This is a genomic window from Oxalobacter paraformigenes (assembly GCF_000158475.2).
Classification (GTDB): domain Bacteria; phylum Pseudomonadota; class Gammaproteobacteria; order Burkholderiales; family Burkholderiaceae_D; genus Oxalobacter; species Oxalobacter paraformigenes.
Genome location: NZ_KI392030.1, coordinates 461,134 through 481,069, shown reverse-complemented (window position 1 = coordinate 481,069; position 19,936 = coordinate 461,134). Strand labels below are relative to the sequence as shown.

Annotated in this window: 21 protein-coding genes and 1 tRNA gene; 10 read left to right on the top strand and 12 right to left on the bottom strand. The window is 49.4% G+C overall.

The genetic code is table 11. From position 1 onward, the window contains the following. Positions 1-7: 7 nt before the first annotated feature. The gene (locus OFAG_RS02255; RefSeq protein WP_005878742.1) at positions 8-1,795 is read right to left on the bottom strand and encodes an ABC transporter substrate-binding protein; all 1,788 of its coding nucleotides are present in this window, start codon (positions 1,793-1,795) and stop codon (positions 8-10) included. A gap of 255 nt (positions 1,796-2,050) precedes the next feature. Here OFAG_RS02255 and OFAG_RS02250 point away from each other — a divergent pair, with 255 nt between their 5' ends. Next, positions 2,051-2,830 carry a peptidylprolyl isomerase gene (locus OFAG_RS02250; protein WP_005878741.1) on the top strand — a complete coding sequence of 260 codons (780 nt, stop codon included), beginning with the start codon at positions 2,051-2,053 and terminating at the stop codon, positions 2,828-2,830. Between the two features lie 75 nt (positions 2,831-2,905). Here the strand turns inward: OFAG_RS02250 and nudB are convergent, their stop codons facing one another. The 9 genes from nudB to OFAG_RS02205 form a co-directional block, all read right to left on the bottom strand. Beyond that, entirely contained in the window at positions 2,906-3,400 is a 495-nt protein-coding gene (nudB, locus tag OFAG_RS02245; protein ID WP_005878740.1) for a dihydroneopterin triphosphate diphosphatase, read from the bottom strand. Between the two features lie 37 nt (positions 3,401-3,437). After that, positions 3,438-5,255, bottom strand: a complete 1,818-nt coding sequence (aspS, locus tag OFAG_RS02240) for an aspartate--tRNA ligase (protein ID WP_005878739.1) — start codon at positions 5,253-5,255, stop codon at positions 3,438-3,440. A gap of 124 nt (positions 5,256-5,379) precedes the next feature. Then, on the bottom strand, positions 5,380-5,643 hold the full coding sequence (locus OFAG_RS02235) for an FmdB family zinc ribbon protein (protein ID WP_020994749.1): 264 nt from the start codon (positions 5,641-5,643) through the stop codon (positions 5,380-5,382). A gap of 73 nt (positions 5,644-5,716) precedes the next feature. After that, a complete protein-coding gene (locus OFAG_RS02230; protein ID WP_005878736.1) occupies positions 5,717-7,135 on the bottom strand; it encodes a high affinity choline transporter 1 in 1,419 nt (472 codons plus the stop codon). Positions 7,136-7,281: 146 nt separating this feature from the next. Then, positions 7,282-8,844, bottom strand: a complete 1,563-nt coding sequence (gene ubiB, locus OFAG_RS02225; RefSeq protein ID WP_005878734.1) for a ubiquinone biosynthesis regulatory protein kinase UbiB — start codon at positions 8,842-8,844, stop codon at positions 7,282-7,284. Positions 8,845-9,029: 185 nt separating this feature from the next. Then, positions 9,030-9,947 carry a Tim44 domain-containing protein gene (locus tag OFAG_RS02220; RefSeq protein WP_005878733.1) on the bottom strand — a complete coding sequence of 306 codons (918 nt, stop codon included), beginning with the start codon at positions 9,945-9,947 and terminating at the stop codon, positions 9,030-9,032. Positions 9,948-9,959: 12 nt separating this feature from the next. After that, on the bottom strand, positions 9,960-10,694 hold the full coding sequence (ubiE, locus tag OFAG_RS02215; RefSeq protein ID WP_005878732.1) for a bifunctional demethylmenaquinone methyltransferase/2-methoxy-6-polyprenyl-1,4-benzoquinol methylase UbiE: 735 nt from the start codon (positions 10,692-10,694) through the stop codon (positions 9,960-9,962). 5 nt (positions 10,695-10,699) lie between these two features. Continuing rightward, positions 10,700-11,149 carry an HIT family protein gene (locus OFAG_RS02210; RefSeq protein WP_005878731.1) on the bottom strand — a complete coding sequence of 150 codons (450 nt, stop codon included), beginning with the start codon at positions 11,147-11,149 and terminating at the stop codon, positions 10,700-10,702. 18 nt (positions 11,150-11,167) lie between these two features. Continuing rightward, positions 11,168-11,659 (bottom strand): YqaA family protein, encoded by a 492-nt coding sequence (locus OFAG_RS02205; RefSeq protein ID WP_005878730.1) that lies wholly within the window; start codon positions 11,657-11,659, stop codon positions 11,168-11,170. 151 nt (positions 11,660-11,810) lie between these two features. Here OFAG_RS02205 and ilvA point away from each other — a divergent pair, with 151 nt between their 5' ends. The 5 genes from ilvA (at position 11,811) to rapZ (ending at position 16,710) form a co-directional block, all read left to right on the top strand. After that, positions 11,811-13,343 carry a threonine ammonia-lyase, biosynthetic gene (gene ilvA / locus OFAG_RS02200; RefSeq protein ID WP_147617780.1) on the top strand — a complete coding sequence of 511 codons (1,533 nt, stop codon included), beginning with the start codon at positions 11,811-11,813 and terminating at the stop codon, positions 13,341-13,343. Between the two features lie 27 nt (positions 13,344-13,370). Further along, positions 13,371-14,210, top strand: a complete 840-nt coding sequence (gene queF / locus OFAG_RS02195; RefSeq protein WP_005878728.1) for an NADPH-dependent 7-cyano-7-deazaguanine reductase QueF — start codon at positions 13,371-13,373, stop codon at positions 14,208-14,210. A gap of 82 nt (positions 14,211-14,292) precedes the next feature. Next, positions 14,293-14,769, top strand: a complete 477-nt coding sequence (locus OFAG_RS02190; RefSeq protein ID WP_005878727.1) for a PTS sugar transporter subunit IIA — start codon at positions 14,293-14,295, stop codon at positions 14,767-14,769. A gap of 23 nt (positions 14,770-14,792) precedes the next feature. Next, complete coding sequence (hprK, locus tag OFAG_RS02185; protein WP_005878726.1) at positions 14,793-15,734, top strand: HPr(Ser) kinase/phosphatase; 942 nt, start codon at positions 14,793-14,795, stop codon at positions 15,732-15,734. A gap of 109 nt (positions 15,735-15,843) precedes the next feature. After that, positions 15,844-16,710: an RNase adapter RapZ gene (rapZ, locus tag OFAG_RS02180; RefSeq protein ID WP_005878725.1), complete on the top strand. Its 867-nt coding sequence runs from the start codon at positions 15,844-15,846 to the stop codon at positions 16,708-16,710. Positions 16,711-16,716: 6 nt separating this feature from the next. Here the strand turns inward: rapZ and mutY are convergent, their stop codons facing one another. Beyond that, positions 16,717-17,838, bottom strand: a complete 1,122-nt coding sequence (mutY, locus tag OFAG_RS02175) for an A/G-specific adenine glycosylase (protein WP_005878722.1) — start codon at positions 17,836-17,838, stop codon at positions 16,717-16,719. Between the two features lie 181 nt (positions 17,839-18,019). On the opposite strand from mutY, the gene lolB reads away from it, so the two are divergent. Beyond that, positions 18,020-18,655 (top strand): lipoprotein insertase outer membrane protein LolB, encoded by a 636-nt coding sequence (lolB, locus tag OFAG_RS02170; protein WP_005878721.1) that lies wholly within the window; start codon positions 18,020-18,022, stop codon positions 18,653-18,655. Here the strand turns inward: lolB and OFAG_RS14265 are convergent. Further along, positions 18,652-18,801, bottom strand: coding sequence for a hypothetical protein (locus OFAG_RS14265; protein ID WP_231371660.1), 150 nt, complete (start codon positions 18,799-18,801; stop codon positions 18,652-18,654). The two genes, lolB and OFAG_RS14265, sit on opposite strands and share 4 nt — an antisense overlap. Between OFAG_RS14265 and ispE the strand changes: the two genes are divergently transcribed. From ispE to OFAG_RS14260, 3 genes are all read left to right on the top strand, one after another. Next, the gene (gene ispE / locus OFAG_RS02165) at positions 18,727-19,554 is read left to right on the top strand and encodes a 4-(cytidine 5'-diphospho)-2-C-methyl-D-erythritol kinase (protein ID WP_231371657.1); all 828 of its coding nucleotides are present in this window, start codon (positions 18,727-18,729) and stop codon (positions 19,552-19,554) included. The two genes, OFAG_RS14265 and ispE, sit on opposite strands and share 75 nt — an antisense overlap. A gap of 46 nt (positions 19,555-19,600) precedes the next feature. Continuing rightward, positions 19,601-19,677: transfer RNA gene (locus OFAG_RS02160), tRNA-Gln, on the top strand. 123 nt (positions 19,678-19,800) lie between these two features. Continuing rightward, positions 19,801-19,936 (top strand): ribose-phosphate pyrophosphokinase-like domain-containing protein (locus OFAG_RS14260; protein WP_020994746.1); only part of this gene is annotated, 136 nt, incomplete at its 3' end.

The window sequence follows — 19,936 nt, the reverse complement described above, 5'->3', positions numbered from 1 at the left end:
GGCAAACTCATCTTTTCTCATCGTCGATATCGATATAAACCCACTCATTATGCATGACAGGATGCTTCTTGTAACCGATTACATAAGGTTGCAAAAGCATATTGCGATAACGGGCGTAAGCAATCCTGACCGGCGCATAAACTTCCAGTACACGGGCCATCTTGTGGTACAAAATATCCCTCCGGCTACCCTCCGGCAACGAAACGGACTGTTCATACAAGCGGTCATAAAGCGGTATCCGCGCGCAACCGTTATTGCTTTGTCCAGTATGGGGCCCGTAAAACAGCTGCATAAAATTGCTGCCATCCGGGTAATCAGCGATCCAGTTGCTTGTCCGCATCATCAGACGGCATTGCTTTTCAGCTTTGAGCAAATCGGGAAAAAGCCGTTTGTCACTTTTCATCCGGATACCCAGCGTATCGAACGTCTTTTTCCACATTTCCAGCTGTTGCTGTCCTGTCGAATCGGCTCGTGCCGAAAAGACGATCGCCAATGGTTTCCCGTCCGGTAACTGTCTCCAGCCATCGGCCCCTCTTTTGTAACCGAACCGGTCAAGCAAGGCATTGGCTGTCTCTGGTTCATACCGTATGCTGCTTTCATAAGCAGCATCATATCCCGCAATACCCGGCGGAACAGGAAATTCCAGCGGAATCGCTTCTCCATTCCAGATCACGTCTATTTCTTCCTGAATATTATGAGCCATAGCAATCGCCCGCCGCAAAGCGATTTTTTCTTTCGACAGGCCACCGACGACCGGATCCTGCATATTGAAATAATACTGGGTCAGTTCAGGCTCGACGATTCGTGACAGACGAATTCCCTTTTCCGCCAGTTCGGGTCTTAAAAGGCCATTAACCAAGGCACGTGGAGCAAGAGGACCCTCAAGGCTGAACAGGTCGATTTCACGGTTCTGAAAAGCAAGCCAGCGCGACTGATCCTCCGGAATGACATGGATTTCCACCCGCCCGATCCGGGGCATTCTTTTTCCCTTCATTTCCGCAACAATTCGCCTGTCCTCGGGATCGTCGCCTTCCTTGAAATCCCAGATAAACCCCCGGTAGCCGGGATTGGCCTTCAGAACCATTTTCGAGCCGCGTTGCCATTCTGCCAGTAAATAGGGTCCTGTTCCAACAGGATGCGCCATGATTTGCCCGTTACTGTCCCCATATTTTTCGACCACTTCCTGTGCTACGGCACTCGTTGGATAATGCGCAAGTATATGAGCCAGATTGTGATCGGGTCTGTTCAGATGAATTTTGAAAGTGTAACGGTTCACCCATTCCAGACCGCGAACCGGTTTCCTGTAATCAAACCGCCCCGTCCTAGCGGCCTGTTTGGCCAGCTCATCCAAACCGGCGACTTTGCCTTCAATCAACCATCCCCATGTCGACCTTACCCGGGGATCGACCAATCTTTTGAGTGAATAAATGTAATCCGATGCCGTCAGTTCCCGTTTCCTGTTCCCGAAGGCAGGATCATCCGCAAAATAAATACCTTTTTTCAACGTAATCGTATAAGTCTTTCCGTTATTGCTGATAACGGGCAACGCTTCAGCTGTTGACGGCACGAGTCTGGCTGGCCGTGCAAGATAATCGTAGGCGTACAGGGTTTCATAAACTGATCTGATAACCTGCGAAGAATACAGATCGTGGGCCACAGCGGGGTCGAAACCGGTTTCAGCCGCGGTGAACACATAACGCAAAACCTTGTCCGGATCCGCCGCGTGGGCAACCGAACTTCCCAGCACCATCAAAACGACCAGGAGCGAATGAAAAATTTTGGCAAGAAAATGCATTCGACAACTAAACCTGCGAAGCGGAAATCACTCGTATTTCCCCGGATTCGTTCAAAAACGTTTTCTTAAATAGGGAAAAAGATTATTCTGTCATTAATCTCCGTCGCACGCCATTTTTACTTTGTATAAAAGAAGGGTATAGTAAAAACACGTTGCGGCTTCGAATAAAACTTTTGTAAATTTTTGCAACAAAACGGAATTACCCTGCATTTTCATTTTATATTTTTCGCCGTCATCAATTTGCTAGGAAATTTTATGATCAAAAAGGCTCTGGTTTTAAGCGCCATATCGCTTTCCCTTATCTCCACTACCGTATTCGCAGAGAATCTGGCTGTCGTCAATGGAAAACCGATCCCGGCATCCCATTCTGATGCTCTCGTTAAAGAACTGGTCAGTTACGGCGAAAAAGATACGCCCCAGTTAAGACAAGATATCAAAAACAAGCTTGTTCTGCGGGAAGTCCTGGTTCAGGAAGCAGAAAAACAGAATGTTGCCTCATCGGACGAAGTAAAAAAACAGCTGGAATTCGCCAAGCGCAGTATTATGATCGATGCGCTTCGCACGAATTACCTTAAAAAGAATCCGGTCTCCGATAAAGAAATCAAGGCTGAGTATGATCGTGTCGCTTCCCTCCAGAACGGACAACAATATCATGTCAAACACATTCTGGTAAAAAATGAAGCCGATGCACAAAACATCATCAATCAATTAAATAAAGGGGCGAACTTCGAAAAAATCGCCAAGGAAAAATCGATCGATCAGGGCTCGGCAGCCCGTGGCGGTGATTTGAGCTGGGCGTCCCCCTCCAATTACATCAAGCCTTTCTCCGACGCTATGATTGCGCTTAAAAAAGGCCAGATTACCAAAACGCCTGTGAAAACCCAGTTCGGTTACCACATCATCAAACTGGTTGATGTCCGGAAAGCCACTTTGCCATCGTTGAATCAGGTCAAACCCAAGATCAAAACCTCACTGGAAGAACGAAAATGGCAAGAATATGAAATGAATCTGATGAAACAGGCCAAAATCGAATAAAAACCCGTTCTTTTCAAGAAACCAGCCTTTTCCCGGGCTGGTTTTTTTATGGATGCTTGCCTCTACCGCAGGCGATCAAAGCAATGGATGAAAACGCTCAGGCAATTGCAGAATGGCGTTTTTGTTAGTATAAGAAAAGCATTTTTCCGCCGCTTCCCGATAAGGCAACCAAATGGAATTCAGATGTTCGCGGGGAGCAAGGACGACCGGAAATTTTTCCGGTACCAGCAATCCGAAAACATGTTCCGTATTTTCGGTTACACCAGGTGCGAATCGATGCCGCCAGACGGAAAAAATTTCGAAAACGTTTTCAGTCTTCCAGTCTTCCAGGCAATTGAAGGAAACTTCATGTTGTTCCGGATTTGGAACCGTCTCGACAATCCTTATGCCTGTTTCTTCAAAAACTTCCCGTACCGCTGTTTTTTCCAGCGGCTCGGACAGCGAATCCCGAGAACCTGTTACCGATTGCCAGAAACCGGGACGGTCGGCACGCTCGATCAGCAAAACATCGAGTTCTTTCGTATAAATCACGACAAGAACCGATTGGGGAATTTTATAGGTCACGTTCAAAACGAAACAAGGGAGCGCGTCGCTCCCTTTCCTTTTTTCAAGCCGGTTGAGCCGTTTCTATTTTCCGCAGACGAATGTGCAGTTCCTGCAACTGTTTTTCACTGACAGTCGATGGGGCGTGGGTCAGGAGACATTGGGCCCGTTGTGTTTTCGGAAAAGCGATCACATCACGAATGGAATCCGAGCCCGTCATCAGCGTAACTAGCCTGTCCAGTCCAAAAGCGAGACCGCCATGCGGAGGTGCGCCATATTGCAATGCATCCAGCAGGAAACCGAATTTTTCCCTGGCTTCCCCATCGCCGATTTTCAACGCCCTGAATACCTTGCTCTGGACTTCTTCCTTGTGAATACGGATAGAACCGCCACCCAGTTCCCATCCATTCAGCACCATGTCATAGGCTTTCGCCCGGCAGCGTCCCGGATCACTTTCGAGATAATCTTCATGTCCGTCTTTGGGCGATGTGAACGGATGATGGCAGGCAACCCAGCGATTGTCTCCCTCATCGTATTCAAACATGGGGAAATCGATCACCCATAACGGTTTCCAGGATTCCTCGAACAATCCGTGGGCATGCCCGAAATCGGAATAGCCGATCTTGTTTCTCAACGCTCCCAGCGCGTCATTGACAATCCGGGCCTTGTCAGCGCCAAAGAATATCAGATCGCCATTCTTCGCTCCGGTACGTTCCAGGATTTGCCTGATCGCCTCGTCAGTCAGATTCTTGACGATAGGCGACTGCAAACCGGCTGCGCCCTTGCTGATATCGTTAACGCGAATGTAAGCCAGCCCTTTTGCGCCGTAAATTCCGACAAACTGGGTATAAGCGTCAATTTCGGAACGTGGCATGCCGGAACCTTCAGCTGAGCCCCCGGGAACAAGAAGAGCGGCGACACGACCGCCCGGCATATTGGCGGCATTGCTGAATACCTTGAACGGAACGTTTTTCATGACATCCGTCAGTTCGGTAAATTCCAGCTTGACGCGCAAATCAGGCTTGTCGGAACCATACCTGGCCATAGCCATTTCATGCGTCATGACCGGAAACGGTTTCGGCAATTCCGTATTCATGGTGTTGGCGAAAATCTCACGAATCATGTTTTCGAACAGATCGCGAACTTCCTGTTCTTCAACAAAAGACATTTCGCAGTCGATCTGCGTGAATTCAGGTTGCCGATCCGCCCGCAAATCTTCATCACGGAAACACTTTGTAATCTGGTAATAACGGTCGAAACCGGCAACCATCAGCAATTGCTTGAAAAGCTGTGGAGACTGCGGCAATGCGAAAAACTCCCCCGGATTCACACGCGACGGCACGAGATAGTCGCGTGCCCCCTCCGGCGTCGATTTGGTCAGCATTGGCGTTTCGATATCGATAAAACCGTTCGCATCCAGATATTTGCGCACTTCCATGGCTACCTTGTAACGCAACCGCAAATTATTTTGCATCTGCGGACGCCGCAAATCCAGCACCCTGTGGGTCAAGCGGGTTGTCTCGGAAAGGTGTTCGTCGTCCAGCTGGAACGGAGGAGTCACGGAAGGATTCAACACCTCGAGCGTTTCACAGAACACTTCGATATGGCCTGAGGTCAGATTCTCATTGACCGTACCTTCTGGCCTGGCACGTACTGTACCCGTTACCCGAAGGCAGTATTCGTTACGAATCGATTCGGCAATTTTGAACACATCAGGCCTGTCCGGATCGCAGACGATCTGTACCAGCCCTTCACGATCCCTCATATCGATAAATATGATCCCGCCGTGATCCCGACGCCGGTGTACCCAGCCACACAAGGTTACAGTCTGACCGAGCAACGCCTCGGTAGTAAGGCCACAATAATTCGTTCGCATGGACATAAATATCTACTTTTTCTCAATAAGGTTTTGTAACTTGCCGAACGTTTCCGTTCTTGCAACGACAGCATCCGGATCCGATGAGTGGATATCCCAAAGCAGGCCAAACTGTTCCGGCCTTTTCAAATCAGCCACAGGTACCGCTTTCCGGATTGCTCATCGGGCAACAACTGCATGCCGACGAACCCGCACCCGAATGCCCGTCATGGCCATTTTTGAAATCGGTTTCATACCACCCCGACCCTTTCAATTGAAAAGCCGCTGCAGTCAATTGTTTTTTGAAGTGTTCTTTACCGCAAGAAGGACAAACCGTCAGGGGCTTGTCAGACAATTTCTGCAGGACATCCTTGGAAAAACCGCATTCTTCACAACGATAAGCATAAATTGGCATTTTTAACTCCGAAAACTCCCGTAAACGCTGAATTATAGTTCTTTTCAAAAAGAAATACACCGACCCTTTCAGTTCATACCGTCTTTCCCGGCCTTCTGAACAGTAGAGAACCGGCCACCATACCGATCAGACTCATCACCAGTCCCATCAACTGTGGTGGAAACACGCCATCCGGATAAACGATTTCGAGGAAAATCCAGCTCGCCAATCCCATAATCATCGATGTCAATGCGCCCCGATTATTGGCATATTTCCAGAAAAAGCCGCAAATCAGGGGAACGAATGCTGCAACGAGTGTCACTTTATAGGCATCTTCCACCATTTCGAAAATGCTTGAATCGGTATTCATGGCAAAGATAGTGACAATTCCTGCAAAAACAAGGACGACAATACGCATCATGAACAATGATTGCCTGTCGGAAAGATTCGGGAGAATTTCCTTCATCACGTTTTCAGAAAACGTCACGGATGGCGCCAGCAAAGTGGCGCTCGCACAGCTCTTGATGGCGGAAAGAAGCGCCCCGAAAAACATGACCTGCGCAAAAACCGGCATATAAGTCATAATCATAACCGGCAAAATCATCTGGGAATCCCCGTTTATAAAACGTTCAACCAGTGCCGGGTCAATCAGTATTGCCGAATAGCACAGGAACATCGGGATCAGGGCAAACAAAAGATAAAAAATGCCTCCCACAATCGAGGCATTTCTGGCGACATTTTCATCTTTGGAAGAAGCGACCCGCTGAAAAACATCCTGCTGGGGAATGGAGCCGAACATCAGCGTCACCCAGGCACCGAAAAACCACAAAATGTCCCTCAATTCGGGTTTTGGATAAATCCGCAATTTTCCCGCCTCGGCGGCATGCCGGATCACGACATCGGCGCCTCCCACCATACCGGATACTTCCCAGCCGATATAGACAATACCAATGACAATGATAATCATCTGCAGGAAATCGGTAATCGCGACAGACCACATTCCTCCCATCAGGGTATATACCAATACACTGACCGAACCGATAATCATGCCCATATTCATGGAAATGACGCCACCGGATATGACATTGAAGACCAGTCCCAGCGCCTTGATCTGGGCCGCTACCCAGCCGAGATAGGAAACGACGATACAGAGGGAAACAATGATTTCGACAGCTCTGCCATAACGGTTGCGATAATAATCGCTGATCGTCATGAGATTCATTCTGTAGAGCCGCTTGGCAAAAAGCAGGCCGACCAGAACCAGACACATGGCCGAACCGAACGGATCGGCAATCACACCGGTAAACCCTTCTTTGACGAAGGTGGCCGGAATCCCCAGAACGGCTTCAGAACCGAACCATGTGGCGAAAACGGTTGCCGTTACCACCGACATCGGCAAAGACCGGCCGGCAATGGCAAAATCCTTTGAATTCCTGACATAACGCGCCGCATACATTCCTATACCGACGGAAATGATCCAGTACAGAACAACGAACCAGACAAGTGTATTCATGAAAGCACATGTAAAGAACGACGCGTTGAAAACGGTGCAGATTATACTGGCAGTTGCCGATGGCTATACCAAAAATTTTGTATTAATTTCCCTTGTCTGGGAAAGTAAAAAGGAGAGCTGTTGTTTTATTTAAACAGATTGAAAAATCAGAAAAAATAGCGCCAGTTTAAAAGAATTCTGACCAATAAAATACCGATCAGAACACCGCCTCCAAAATACACCAAACGGTTTAGCCGACGGTTGATTCTGGCCTGTTCAACAACAAGCCGATCCAGCAATTCCGATTTTTTGTCAGGCCTTGCAACATTTTCCAGCGCTCCCTGAACCAGGCGCGGCAGTTGGGGGATAATCCGGCTGTAATTGACTGATTCGGCTTTGAACCGGTCCAGCAATCCCCGGAAACCGATTTGTCTGTCCATCCATTCCTCAAGAAAAGGCTTTGCAGTTTTCCACAAATCGAGGTCTGGATCGAGTTGCCGCCCCAACCCTTCAATGTTCAGCATGGTCTTTTGCAACAGCACCAGTTGCGGCTGAATTTCGATATTGAACCGTCGCGAAGTCTGAAACAGGCGCATCAGGACCATACCGAACGAAAAATCCCGGAGAGGACGATCGAACATGGGTTCGCAACATGTCCGGACAGCAGCTTCGAGTTCCACCACACTGGTGTCGGGAGGCGCCCACCCCGATTCGATATTGGCCTCGGCCACCATCCGGTAATCGCGGCGAAAGAAAGCGACAAAGTTTTTTGAAAGATATTCCTTGTCAAAATCGTCCAGCATGCCGACAATGCCGAGGTCCAGCGCAATATATCTTCCGAAGGTGGCCGGTTCCACGGAAATAAGGATATTTCCCGGATGCATATCGGCATGAAAAAAAGCGTCACGGAATACCTGCGTCAGGAAAATTTCCACTCCGTTACTGGCCAGTTTCTTCAGATCCAGGCCAGCCTCAAGCAGTCTGTCCGTCCGGGAAATGGGAATGCCGACCATTTTTTCCATGACGATAACGTTGGTGGAACAATAATCCCAGAAAATCTCCGGGACCATCAGTTTGTCCGAATCGGCAAAATTCCTGCGTAACTGGCTATAATTGGCCGCTTCGCGCATTAAGTCGAGCTCGTCGTGAAGAGACTTGTCGAACTCATGAACAACCGCTGTCAGACGGAGACGTTTTCCGTCTCGCCAGAACCGTTCTCCCAAAGCGGCAAAAACGTACATCAGTTCGATATCGCGGCCAATCCGCTTTTGCATCTCCGGCCGCAAAACCTTGACGGCAACCTCACGCCCATTATGAAGCCTGGCAAAATGAACCTGGGCTACTGAAGCGGAGGCAACCGGAATCCTGTCGAAAGAAGCGAACAATTCTTCAGGAGGCGCACCGAGATACTTCGTTATCTGTTCGACCGCAAGATTCGAGTCAAAGGGCGGCACACGATCCTGCAATTTCGACAGTTCGTCAGCAATATCGGCCGGCAGCAAATCGCGACGCGTCGAGAGCATCTGGCCGAACTTGATAAAAATCGGCCCCAATTCTTCCAGCGCTTTTCTCAGCCTGGCGCCGGGAAGGACCGACAAATTTCTCCAGAAAAACAGACATCGGTAAAACACGACAATGCGTCCGCTGGGAAAGTACGAAACGGCCAGTTCGTCCAGACCGTACCGGAAAAGGATATAAAAAATAACGATCAGCCTCCAGACCTTTCGCATTAACCATTCTCTCCCATCAGCGTTGCCCAATCACTTCTTCTCTTTTCGAAATACAATATGCCATTTTCCAGGGCCTGACTACAGAAAAACGGCAAAAACAAACCCGACTGTAACAAACACACAAAAATAAAACCGTCCGCTGCAGCAGGCGGACGGTTTTATCAAAACCTGTTTTTTCGACAACATCAGGACAATTGCTGAATGCCGGCCAGAACCCACCCGTCCTTTTTCGAAATCGGTCTGGTCAGATTCCACACTTCCTCAAACGGTTCGGCCGGAGCACTCTCGGCTTCGCGAATTTTGCCGCTGAACTTGACACTGGCCATGTACTCGTCATTCAGCGTTTCGATCCCGAGAAGTTCCGCATCCAGCGACACGACATCCGTTACATTCGGAGAATCCCCACGTTCCTGCAATTGCAGCCGGATCTCGGCAAACATTTCAGGCGTGGTGAACTCGTGAATATCGTTGATATCTCCCTTGTCCCAGGCAGCTTGCATCCGGATGAAATAGGATTTCGCCGCCCTAAGGAAAGCCGGAACATCAAAGTCGGCAGGAATGCCCCAGGTATCGCTCACGGCTCCAGCGCCACTCTGGTTGCCCTGAAACTGATGTGGAAGCCCCGAACCGATTTCCGGCGTTGACGAATGCTGGTAACCCGTATTCCGGTAATTGCTGGCATAAGCGGTCGGATCCTGTTCCATTTGCCGCCTTTTTGAAAAGCGCCGCAAGAGAAAACGAACCACATACACGATAATGACAAGCATCAGAATCGTACTGATCATGCCAGCCATGTCTCCGCCAATACCGAAATGGCTTAACAGGGCGCCCAGCCCCAGACCAAGCAGCGCACCGCCCAGAATACCTCCCCAGCGGCTTGCCGGTCTGGCCGCATTTGCAGCTTGTGACTGATTGGCGGCTCGCTGGGCCTGTTGCGCCTGCTGATTGGGCTGCGCCATGTTTCTTTGCATCGGTGCAATACGTCCGATATTAGACGACTGACGCCCGAACGAACCGCCGCCCAGCCTTCTTGCCTGTACGTCCGTCATAACCATTGACGCCAAACCTGCTACCAAAACAAATGCAAGCAAAAACTTTTTCATAAATCTCCTGTTTTATAACTTCATACCGGTATGAAGAGCGACCACACCTGCAGTCAGATTGAAAAATCTGGCGCATACAAACCCGGCCTCTTCCATCATTTTCTGCAAAGTTGCCTGATCAGGATGAACCCGTATGGACTCCGCCAGATAACGATAACTGTCCGCGCTTTTCGCCACATGTTTTCCCAACCATGGCAAAACGGAAAACGAATACATATCATACAGATTCTGCAACGGTTTCCAAACTTTCGAAAATTCGAGAACCAGCAGCTTTCCTCCAGACTTCAGGACCCTGTTCATTTCAGACAAGGCTTTTTCCTTGTGAGTCATGTTCCGTAGACCGAACGATACGATAACACGATCGAAATAATCGTCCGGAAAAGGCAAATCTTCCGCATCGCATACCATGACGGGAACAACAATTCCCTTGTTCAACAACCTGTCACGTCCCTGTTGCAGCATGGTTTCATTGATATCGGTTAACCAGACTTCCCCTTCCGCACCGACCTGTTTCGAAAAAGAACGCGTCAGATCGCCCGTTCCACCAGCCACATCCAAAACCCGGAAACCTTTCCTGACGCCAGCTTGTGAAACGGCAAACGCTTTCCACAACCTGTGCAAACCGCCAGACATCAGATCGTTCATCAGATCGTAACGGGTAGCGACACGATCGAAAACCTCGGCCACCTTTTCTGTTTTTTCGTGTTCGCCGATTTTCTGGAAACCGAAATGAGTAAGTTTTGACATAGTAATCAAGGCTTTCGCGAAAGTCCGTATTGCCTTTCCAATATGACTGACAAGGTTTTTTTCAGTTCCGAAATCCTGTCTTTCCGGATTAGCCTGTCTTTTTCGTCGGGCTTGCGCTTTGCCGCAGACCAGACGGAATCGGGAAAATTCCTGTCATTGGCATAACGCGGAATGATATGCCAGTGTAAATGCGGAACCATGTTGCCCAGTGAAGCCAGATTGATCTTGTCCGGTTGCATGACCTTGCGGATCGTTTCTTCCACCAGCCACACGACTTGCATCAATTCTGCGCGGTCTGTTGGAGAAAGATCGGTCATTTCACTGACGTGATCACTCCAGACAACCCGGCAAAAACCGGGATAATCGGCATCCTCCACCAGCAGGACACGCCAGTTGTCATGAATATACAGAACCACTTCATCAGTGTGCCTGGAACACAGTACACATTCTTTCATTTTCCACTCATCCGAAAACTACCCCAAAAAGCGCGCCAGCTCACGCCATGAACTGTCGGGAATATGCAAAAGCAACCAGGTCATCAGCACATAACGCGCCAGCTTGCCGATAGCCATATAAGCGACACACGGCCAGAACGGCAATTTCAGCCAACCCGCCAACGTGCAAAGCGGATCGCCGATTCCTGGCATCCATCCCAACAGCATTGTTTTGGCGCCATATTTTTCAAGCCAGCCGAACCATCGGGTTTCCCTTTCCTTGGCAAACGCTTTTTTGGCCCCGAAGCCGATCCAGTAGTTCAGTATACCTCCCAGTGTATTGCCAGCTGCCGCTACCGCCATAACCTGCCAGAAAAGCGACTTGTCCGCAGCCACGACAGCGAAAACAGCCGGCTCGGATCCCAGAGGAAGCAAGGTTGCCGAGATAAAACTGATAAGGAATACGGAAGTCAGCCCCACTTCGGGAATCGCAAGATAACTCAGTAACCAGTGAACAGCCGACTCGATCATTTTAAAGGCAATATAACTTTTCTTCAGGCACTTAAAGCATCCGGCCGTCAGGGAAAAACGGGATAAAACAGGGAAGTGTCACGTAAAAAAGGCAAAGCATACCAGACGGGGATTATAATGTTGCGAAAAATTACAGGCGTTGTCCAGCATCATTATGACTGATTACTTGAAAAAAACTCTTACTGCGCGCGTATACGATGTCGCTATCGAATCGCCGCTTGAAACAGCACCGAACCTTTCCCGGCGAACGGGAAACCGCATTCTTCTGAAACGGGAAGACATGCAAAGCGTATTCAGCTTCAAACTCCGCGGAGCCTATAACAAAATGGCCTATCTTTCCGCCGATCAGTTGGATAAAGGGGTAATATGCGCTTCTGCCGGCAATCATGCACAGGGCGTTGCGCTGGCAGCGAAACGTCTGGGCTGCAAAGCTGTCATCGCCATGCCCACGACAACGCCTCCCGTCAAGATCGAGGCCGTCAGGGCACACGGCGGGGAAAACGTGGAAGTGGTTTTGTCCGGCGATTCCTTTTCGGACACTTGCGAACATGCCCGGATGCTTGAACAAAAACATCACCTGACCTTTATTCATCCTTTTGATGATCCTGACGTCATTGCTGGTCAAGGCACAATCGGCATGGAAATACTCCGCCAGCATTCCAAACCCATTCATGCCATTTTCGTTCCGGTCGGTGGCGGGGGACTCATTGCCGGCATTGCAGCGTATGTCAAGCAGATCCGCCCTGAAATCCGGATCGTTGGGGTCGAAACCGTTGATTCCTGCGCCATGAAACAAAGTCTTGAAGCAGGCAAACGGATCAACTTGTCCGATGTCGGTCTTTTTTCGGACGGCACGGCTGTCAAGCTGGTCGGAGAAGAAACGTTCCGCCTGTCCAAAAAGTACGTTGACGAGATCGTCCTTGTCGATACCGACGACGTCTGCGCTGCCATCAAAGATGTTTTTCTCGATACCCGCAGCATTCTGGAACCGGCAGGCGCTCTCGCTGTAGCAGGCATAAAAACTTATATCGAACAACATGAAGAAGCTGGCGAGCCTCTGGAAAACCTGACAATGGTCGCCGTCACTTCCGGCGCCAACATGAATTTCGATCGTTTGCGTTTCGTGGCCGAACGCGCGGATGTCGGTGAGAACCGTGAAGCCGTTCTGGCCGTCACCATCCCGGAAGAACGTGGCAGTTTCCGCCGTTTCTGCGAACTGATCGGCCCCAGACATGTCACCGAATTCAACTATCGCATCAGTGACGACAAGGCCGCACATGTTTTCGTCGGCATTGAAGTCAAGAACCGCAAGGAAACCAGGGATATTATCGGCAGCTTCGAAAATCATGGTTACCGCACCATTGATCTGAGCGACGATGAACTTGGCAAATTGCATATCCGTTACATGGTCGGCGGCAAAAGTCCGTTTGCAAAAAACGAATTGTTGTACCGTTTCGAGTTTCCCGAACGGCCCGGCGCACTGATGCGTTTCCTGTCATCAATGGCGCCCGACTGGAATATCAGTCTTTTCCATTATCGCAACCACGGCGCCGATTATGGACGGGTGCTGGTCGGATTGCAGGTTCCGCAGCAAGATATGCAGGCTTTCGACCGCTTCCTTTCAACAATCGGTTATCCTCACTGGAACGAAAGCGGTAATCCGGTTTACAAGCTGTTTCTTTAACTCCAGTGACTTTTGGGACAATCCGTTATGACATCATCTGACGACATGAAAGAATCTCCTCTGGGTAGATCGACAGATTATCCTACCCGGTATGATCCCTCCCTGTTGTATCCGATCGAGCGAAAACCCATGAGAGAAAAGCTGGGCATTACCGGCTCGCTGCCTTTTTTCGGTCTCGACTTCTGGAATGCCTATGAACTTTCCTGGCTCAACCTGCGAGGAAAACCTCAGGTAGCCATCATGAATTTCACTGTTTCCGCCGATTCGCCCAACATCGTCGAGTCGAAATCGTTAAAGCTTTACCTCAACTCCTTTACGCAGACGCGGATGGATGAAACCGGCGACCTAATCAATATTCTGCGCAACGATTTGAGTGACGCATTTGGATCGCCGGTTCAGGTTTCCCTGAAACAGCCGGGCGATTTTCCAGCTATCAAATTACAGGAACTGGAAGGGTTGTTACTGGATCGTCTCGATATCGCTGCCGACGAGTACACTCCCGATCCTTCTTTTTTAAAAAGCAATCAGGAAGAATATCCTGTTGAGGAAACACTCGTTTCCCATTTACTGAAAACGAATTGCCCCGTAACCGGCCAGCCAGACTGGGCCAGTCTGCAAATACATTATGCCGGCCCCCAAATCGATCAGGCCGGTTTGCTCAAATACATTATCAGCCTGCGATCGTCACAGGAATTTCATGAACAATGCGTCGAACGGATTTTTCTCGATATACTGAAAATGTGCAAACCACAAAGCCTCACGGTATACGCCCGTTATACAAGACGTGGCGGCATCGACATCAATCCATGGCGCAGCAACTTTTCATCCGGCAATCGCCCCCAATTGATGCGCACGGCCCGTCAGTAAAAGTACACCGCAATCGGCCGGCATGGCCGGCCGATTGCGAAGCGTTTTATAATGCACCCATTTCAACACCTGACAAACAAAAATGTCCACCACTCTTTCCCACATCCTGTTACCCGAAAATATCGTTTTGGATCTTGAAGTATCAAGCAAAAAGCGCGTATTCGAACAGGCTGGTCTTATTTTCGAAAACAATTGCGGCATTTCGCGCTCACTTGTTACGGACAATCTTTTTGCGCGTGAAAGTCTGGGATCGACCGGACTCGGTTATGGAGTGGCGGTTCCCCATGGGCGGATCGAAGGCTTGAAAACACCTCATGCGGCATTTGTCCGGCTGGCGACGCCGGTTCCCTTCGAATCGCCGGACAAAAAACCGGTGAATCTTCTTTTTTTCCTGCTGATGCCGCAAAACGTGACTCAACAGCATCTTGAAATCCTCTCGGAAATTGCCGCCATGTTTTCCGATAGCCAGTGCCGCAATGCATTGACAAATGAAACCGACAAGGAGCGCATTTACAACATCGTCACCTGCTGGAAACCTGGCCAGCCACTTCCCTCCTGACTACTTCCTTATCAGCTGAAACCATGTCGAACACCAAAACACTCACCATACAACGTTTATATGCCAGCAACAGAGAGGTCCTGAAACTAACGTGGTTCGCCGGTCTGGATGGTGGACATCGACAGGTATCGAGCGGAAGCGGCTCAGCGGCCGATCAGGTAGGACATTTGAACCTGATCCATCCCATGCGTATTCAGGTGTTCGGTCGCCAGGAAATCGACTATTACGCAAGGCTGTCTCCCGAATCGCGCGCCTACCTCGTACACGAGATCGCCGACTGCAATCCGCCGGCATTGATTATTGCCAGAGGACTGGATGCTCCACCTGACATTCATGCCATTTGCAACGAGAATAACATTCCCTTGTTCACCACTCCGCTAACCGCAGCGGAAGTCATTGATTATTTGCGCGTTTATCTGTCCAAGCAGCTTGCCGTCCGGATTATCATGCATGGCGTTTTCATGGATGTTCTGGGCGTCGGTGTATTGATTACCGGCGATTCGGGTCTCGGTAAAAGCGAACTTGGATTGGAACTGATCACGCGCAATCATGGTCTGGTTGCCGACGATGCCGTCGAATTTTCCAGAATTGCGCCGAACGTGATAGAGGGACGCGCTCCCAAACTTCTGCAAAATCTGCTGGAAGTCAGGGGATTGGGACTGCTGGACATTCGTGCCATTTTCGGGGAAACAGCCGTACGGAGAAAAATGCAGCTCAAATTGATTGTGCATCTGACCCGAAGCCGTACGGGAGAAGAAATCATTGAGCGACTGCCCATTCATTCTCCGACACAGGAAATACTGGGATTACCCATCCGGAAAACCGTCATTCCTGTCGCTGCCGGCAGAAACATAGCCGTTCTGCTGGAAGCGGCTGTCAGAAATACTATCATGCAATTGCGCGGTTTCAATACCATGGAAGAATTCATGGAACGGCAACGCAAAGCCATGACAAATGACGAATAACATGCGTTTGTTCAACCCTGTTAAAACAGAGAGTGACAAAGTCATACAACCGTCACGAGTGCTGTGGTAATCTACTGTAAACCCGTGTTTCATTGACACATACTTATTCGTGCAAATCATACTCATCACTGGTATTTCCGGATCAGGCAAATCAATCGCTTTGAATGCGCTTGAAGATGCAGGGTATTTTTGTGTCGATAATCTGCCTCCCGTTTTGCTTCCCAGCCTTGTGGCCACCCGCCTGGAAGAAAATTCGGACAAACTCGCTGTAGCTGTCGATTCAAGGAGTGCCGGTTCTCTTGACGACTTGCCCAGAAGCATTCAGTCTCTTAAAGACACCGGCCATGAAGTTCACGTTCTTTTCCTGACCGCGGATACGCACTCGCTGATAACCCGCTTTTCCGAAACGCGACGCAGTCACCCCTTGTCCCATCGGCACCACAAAAACGTTTCACCCGATGAAAACCGTACCCTGATTGAAGCGATCCGGGAAGAACGGGAATTGATGGCTGACATACAGATGATCGGTCGGGTCATCGATACCTCCAATTCCAGCGCAAATGAACTGCGTAACCGTGTCAAGGAACTGGTTGAAATCGATCAGTCTCCACTAACCTTGCATTTCGAATCTTTCGGCTTCAAATTCGGTGTGCCCCTGGATGCCGATATCCTTTTCGATGTGCGCTGTCTGCCCAATCCGTATTACGACGTAAAATTGCGTCCCTTAACGGGAAAAGACGAAGCCGTCAGGGAATTCATGCAAGCCCAGCCGGAAGTTGCAGAATTGTTCGGGGATATTTGCCGGTTTATTGAAAAATGGCTGCCCTCTTTCCGCAAAGACAACCGAAGCTACCTGACCGTTGCACTGGGATGTACCGGCGGCCAGCATCGTTCTGTTTATCTGGTCGAAAAGCTGGCTGAACATTTTCGCGAAACAGAACAGGTTGTTACGCGACACCGCGAATTGAAATCCTGATTTGACTCAACCATCCAGTTTCAGGCTTTTCTGGCGGAAAGAGTCATTCAGCAATTTACGAACAGGCGCGGGCAATGGAGCTTCATTCACGGACATGATGTCATACCAGACGTAAGCATCTGGGGCAATCGCCCTATTCCGTCGAGACAAGGTAACGACACAGGGCGTGACCTGAAGGCGGAAATGCGAGAACACATGAACGAATGGTTCGAGAAAGGTCACGGAAACAGCTTCGCCGAATGAAGAAACGTGTGTTTTCAAACTTGCCATTTCATCCTTGTGCTTCCTCAAATTCACGTCCGTTTCCCATTCGGGGAGTGAATACAGGCCGCCCCATATTCCGGATTCGGGTCTTTTTTCAAGCAGTATCTGTCCCCGGGATTCCAAAACCAGCATGATGATTTTTTTCAACGGGCTTGCTTTTTTGATCTTCCGAACCGGCAATTCGCTTATCCTGTTTTCCGACAAGGCCACACAACAATGTGAAAAAGGACACTTCACGCAATCAGGCTTGCTCCGGACACAAATAGTCGCGCCAAGATCCATCAGACCCTGAGTATAGGCTTCAATATCGGTCTCGGGGAGCAATTCGTAAGCCAGCTCCCAAAACCTGTTTTTGCCTGCCTTTTCAGTAATCGAATCCCTTATCCCGAAAACACGTGAAAAAACTCTCACGACATTGCCATCAAGTATGGCCGCTTTCGCACCTGCTGAAAAAGCGGCAATCGCAGCGGCTGTCGATTTTCCGATTCCCGGCAATTTCTCGAGACTTTCCGGATCGGAAGGAAAAATTCCCCCGTATTCATTCACGACGATACGGGCACATTTATGCAGATTCCGTGCTCTGGAATAATATCCAAGCCCGCTCCAGTATTTCATGACTTCATCATTAGACGCCGCGGCGAGGCTATAGACATCCGGGAAAAATTCCAGAAAACGCAGATAATAGGGAATCACCGTTGAAACCTGTGTCTGCTGCAACATGATTTCCGAAAGCCATATCCGGTAAGCATCCCGTGTGTTTTGCCAGGGAAGGGAATGGCGTCCATATTTTTTTTGCCATGCCACCAGTATGGACGCAAAAGAGGCATCAGGACGAGGCAATATATTGTTGGATAGTAATTTCATTTTACATCACCTTACCCGGAAAAATCGCTCTGCTCCTTTGCAAGAGCAATTCCCTGGAATCCGGCTTGCTTACATTTTTTCAACAATCAGGACAATCCATTAGTATAGAATGTCCCGGAACAGTTATTCGCGATCTCAAAAATCTGCCGGCAGAACTCTTGAACTGCCTTCGGGAACAAAAATGAAAAACCACTTTTTCCGATCATCCAAAATCGGCATTGTCGCCATTTTTCTTTCCTCCATTACGCTTGCAGGCTGTTCAAACTTTCAGGCTATGGAGAAATTGAATTTCTTTTCAAAAGACACCCCCAGAAGCTGCGCTGAAAAAGTAGGCGTAAAAGGCCGCTTTTCAATCCGTTACAAGGTGGAGGGCCGTGATGAATCCTTGCACGGTGGCTTCGACTGGAAACAGTCACCGGATTATACCGTCATTACCCTTCTCTCGCCGCTTGGTCAGTCCATGGCCAGAATCGACGTTACTCCCCGGTTGACTACGTTTATCGCTCCGGGCAACGCGCCCCGAAGCGCGGCCAACTCGGAAGAACTGATCAAATCCGAACTGGGATGGACCCTGCCTGTGACAGGGCTGAAAGACTGGCTTCAGGGATGTGCTGTTGATATGCAGGGACAAGCTTTCATCGCCACACCGGAATCCAGACAGGTCATTACGAAAGATGGCTGGCAAATAAACTACGCGACCTGGATTGACGGCCCTTCCATGCCCCTTCCCAAACGTATCGATATGATAAAAGGCAGCCCGGATTCCCAAAACGTCGACATCAACCTCAAACTGGTTATAGATGAATGGCATTTTTAAGGAACGTAATGATCCCGGAATGCCTGCGCAATTGCCCGGCGCCAGCCAAACTGAATCTCTTTCTCCATGTCATCGGACGACGGCAGGACGGCTATCATCTTCTTGAAACCGTTTTTCAACTGATCGATTTCTGCGACTATCTGCATTTCACTTGCCGAAACGATCACCTGATCAAACGCGTCACTTCAAGCGAACAGATCCCCGAAGAAGACGATCTGGCAATCCGTGCCGCCAAACTCCTCCAAAAAGAGATTTTCCGGCAAAAAGGAATCCCGGTTCGGGGAGTGGATATTGAAATTGAAAAGAACATCCCGCTGGGGGGAGGTCTAGGAGGCGGTTCTTCCGATGCCGCCACGACCTTAATGGCGCTGAATCACCTCTGGAACGGTGGATTTGAAACGAAAGACCTGATTTCAATGGGCGTACAGCTCGGTGCCGACGTTCCTTTCTTTCTTGTCGGACAAAACGCTTTTGGAACAGGAATCGGAGATAAACTGACGCCAGTGAACACACCCGATGGCTGGTTTGTTGTCATTAAACCACCTGTAGCCGTTCCCACCGCGCTCATATTTCGTTCAAATGAATTGACAAGAAATACAGAACCCATCAAAATGGCAAACTTTCCCGACTTTTGCAAAAAAATAAATCATTTTGGAAGAAATGATTTGCAGGTTGTTGCAATGAAACTTTTTCCGGAAATCAGGAAAGCCGTAAACGAATTGAGTCAATTTGGAAACGCTCGAATGACCGGATCGGGAGCATGCGTATTCTGCCGTTTTGCAAGCGAAACGGAAGCGAGGAAAGTAGCAACTCGACTTTCCAGCAGATGGAATACACAAGTTGTTAAAGGATTGCAAAATCATCCGCTCAAATATCTGCTTGATAACATGGGTGAATGATAGGGTTTTTTTCGAGGCTCGGTTATAATACCGGCACGAAATCAGCAGGGGAATCGCCAAGCTGGTTAAGGCACAGGATTTTGATTCCTGCATGCGAAGGTTCGAATCCTTCTTCCCCTGCCATCCACTTCGCAGCGCCCGCCGCCAGGCGTGCTTACAATGAAATATTGTCGGCAAGTGACACAACGGGATTCGTTAGACGTTATGTGACTTTTAACCCAGTAACGAGATCGTCGCAGGAAATTCATGTCCGACAGCAATTTAATGATTTTCACTGGCAATGCCAACCCGGCATTGGCCGCCAAGGTAGCCAGCAAACTCGGCATCCCTCTCGGCAAGGCTTTCGTTTCCAAATTCTCCGACGGGGAAACCACTGTCGAAA

Excerpts from the sequence above, each read along its gene's own strand:
- OFAG_RS02210 (WP_005878731.1), bottom strand. The coding sequence starts at position 11,149 with ATGAAAGAATGTGTACTGTGTTCCAGGCACACTGATGAAGTGGTTCTG.
- mutY (WP_005878722.1), bottom strand. The coding sequence starts at position 17,838 with ATGAAATTACTATCCAACAATATATTGCCTCGTCCTGATGCCTCTTTT.
- OFAG_RS14265 (WP_231371660.1), bottom strand. The coding sequence starts at position 18,801 with ATGCAGATAGTCGCAGAAATCGATCAGTTGAAAAACGGTTTCAAGAAG.
- OFAG_RS02235 (WP_020994749.1), bottom strand. The coding sequence starts at position 5,643 with ATGCCAATTTATGCTTATCGTTGTGAAGAATGCGGTTTTTCCAAGGAT.
- aspS (WP_005878739.1), bottom strand. The coding sequence starts at position 5,255 with ATGTCCATGCGAACGAATTATTGTGGCCTTACTACCGAGGCGTTGCTC.
- hprK (WP_005878726.1), top strand. The coding sequence starts at position 14,793 with ATGTCGAACACCAAAACACTCACCATACAACGTTTATATGCCAGCAAC.
- ubiB (WP_005878734.1), bottom strand. The coding sequence starts at position 8,844 with ATGCGAAAGGTCTGGAGGCTGATCGTTATTTTTTATATCCTTTTCCGG.
- OFAG_RS02250 (WP_005878741.1), top strand. The coding sequence starts at position 2,051 with ATGATCAAAAAGGCTCTGGTTTTAAGCGCCATATCGCTTTCCCTTATC.
- ubiE (WP_005878732.1), bottom strand. The coding sequence starts at position 10,694 with ATGTCAAAACTTACTCATTTCGGTTTCCAGAAAATCGGCGAACACGAA.
- OFAG_RS02190 (WP_005878727.1), top strand. The coding sequence starts at position 14,293 with ATGTCCACCACTCTTTCCCACATCCTGTTACCCGAAAATATCGTTTTG.
- OFAG_RS02220 (WP_005878733.1), bottom strand. The coding sequence starts at position 9,947 with ATGAAAAAGTTTTTGCTTGCATTTGTTTTGGTAGCAGGTTTGGCGTCA.
- OFAG_RS02255 (WP_005878742.1), bottom strand. The coding sequence starts at position 1,795 with ATGCATTTTCTTGCCAAAATTTTTCATTCGCTCCTGGTCGTTTTGATG.
- lolB (WP_005878721.1), top strand. The coding sequence starts at position 18,020 with ATGAAAAACCACTTTTTCCGATCATCCAAAATCGGCATTGTCGCCATT.
- queF (WP_005878728.1), top strand. The coding sequence starts at position 13,371 with ATGACATCATCTGACGACATGAAAGAATCTCCTCTGGGTAGATCGACA.
- OFAG_RS02230 (WP_005878736.1), bottom strand. The coding sequence starts at position 7,135 with ATGAATACACTTGTCTGGTTCGTTGTTCTGTACTGGATCATTTCCGTC.
- OFAG_RS02205 (WP_005878730.1), bottom strand. The coding sequence starts at position 11,659 with ATGATCGAGTCGGCTGTTCACTGGTTACTGAGTTATCTTGCGATTCCC.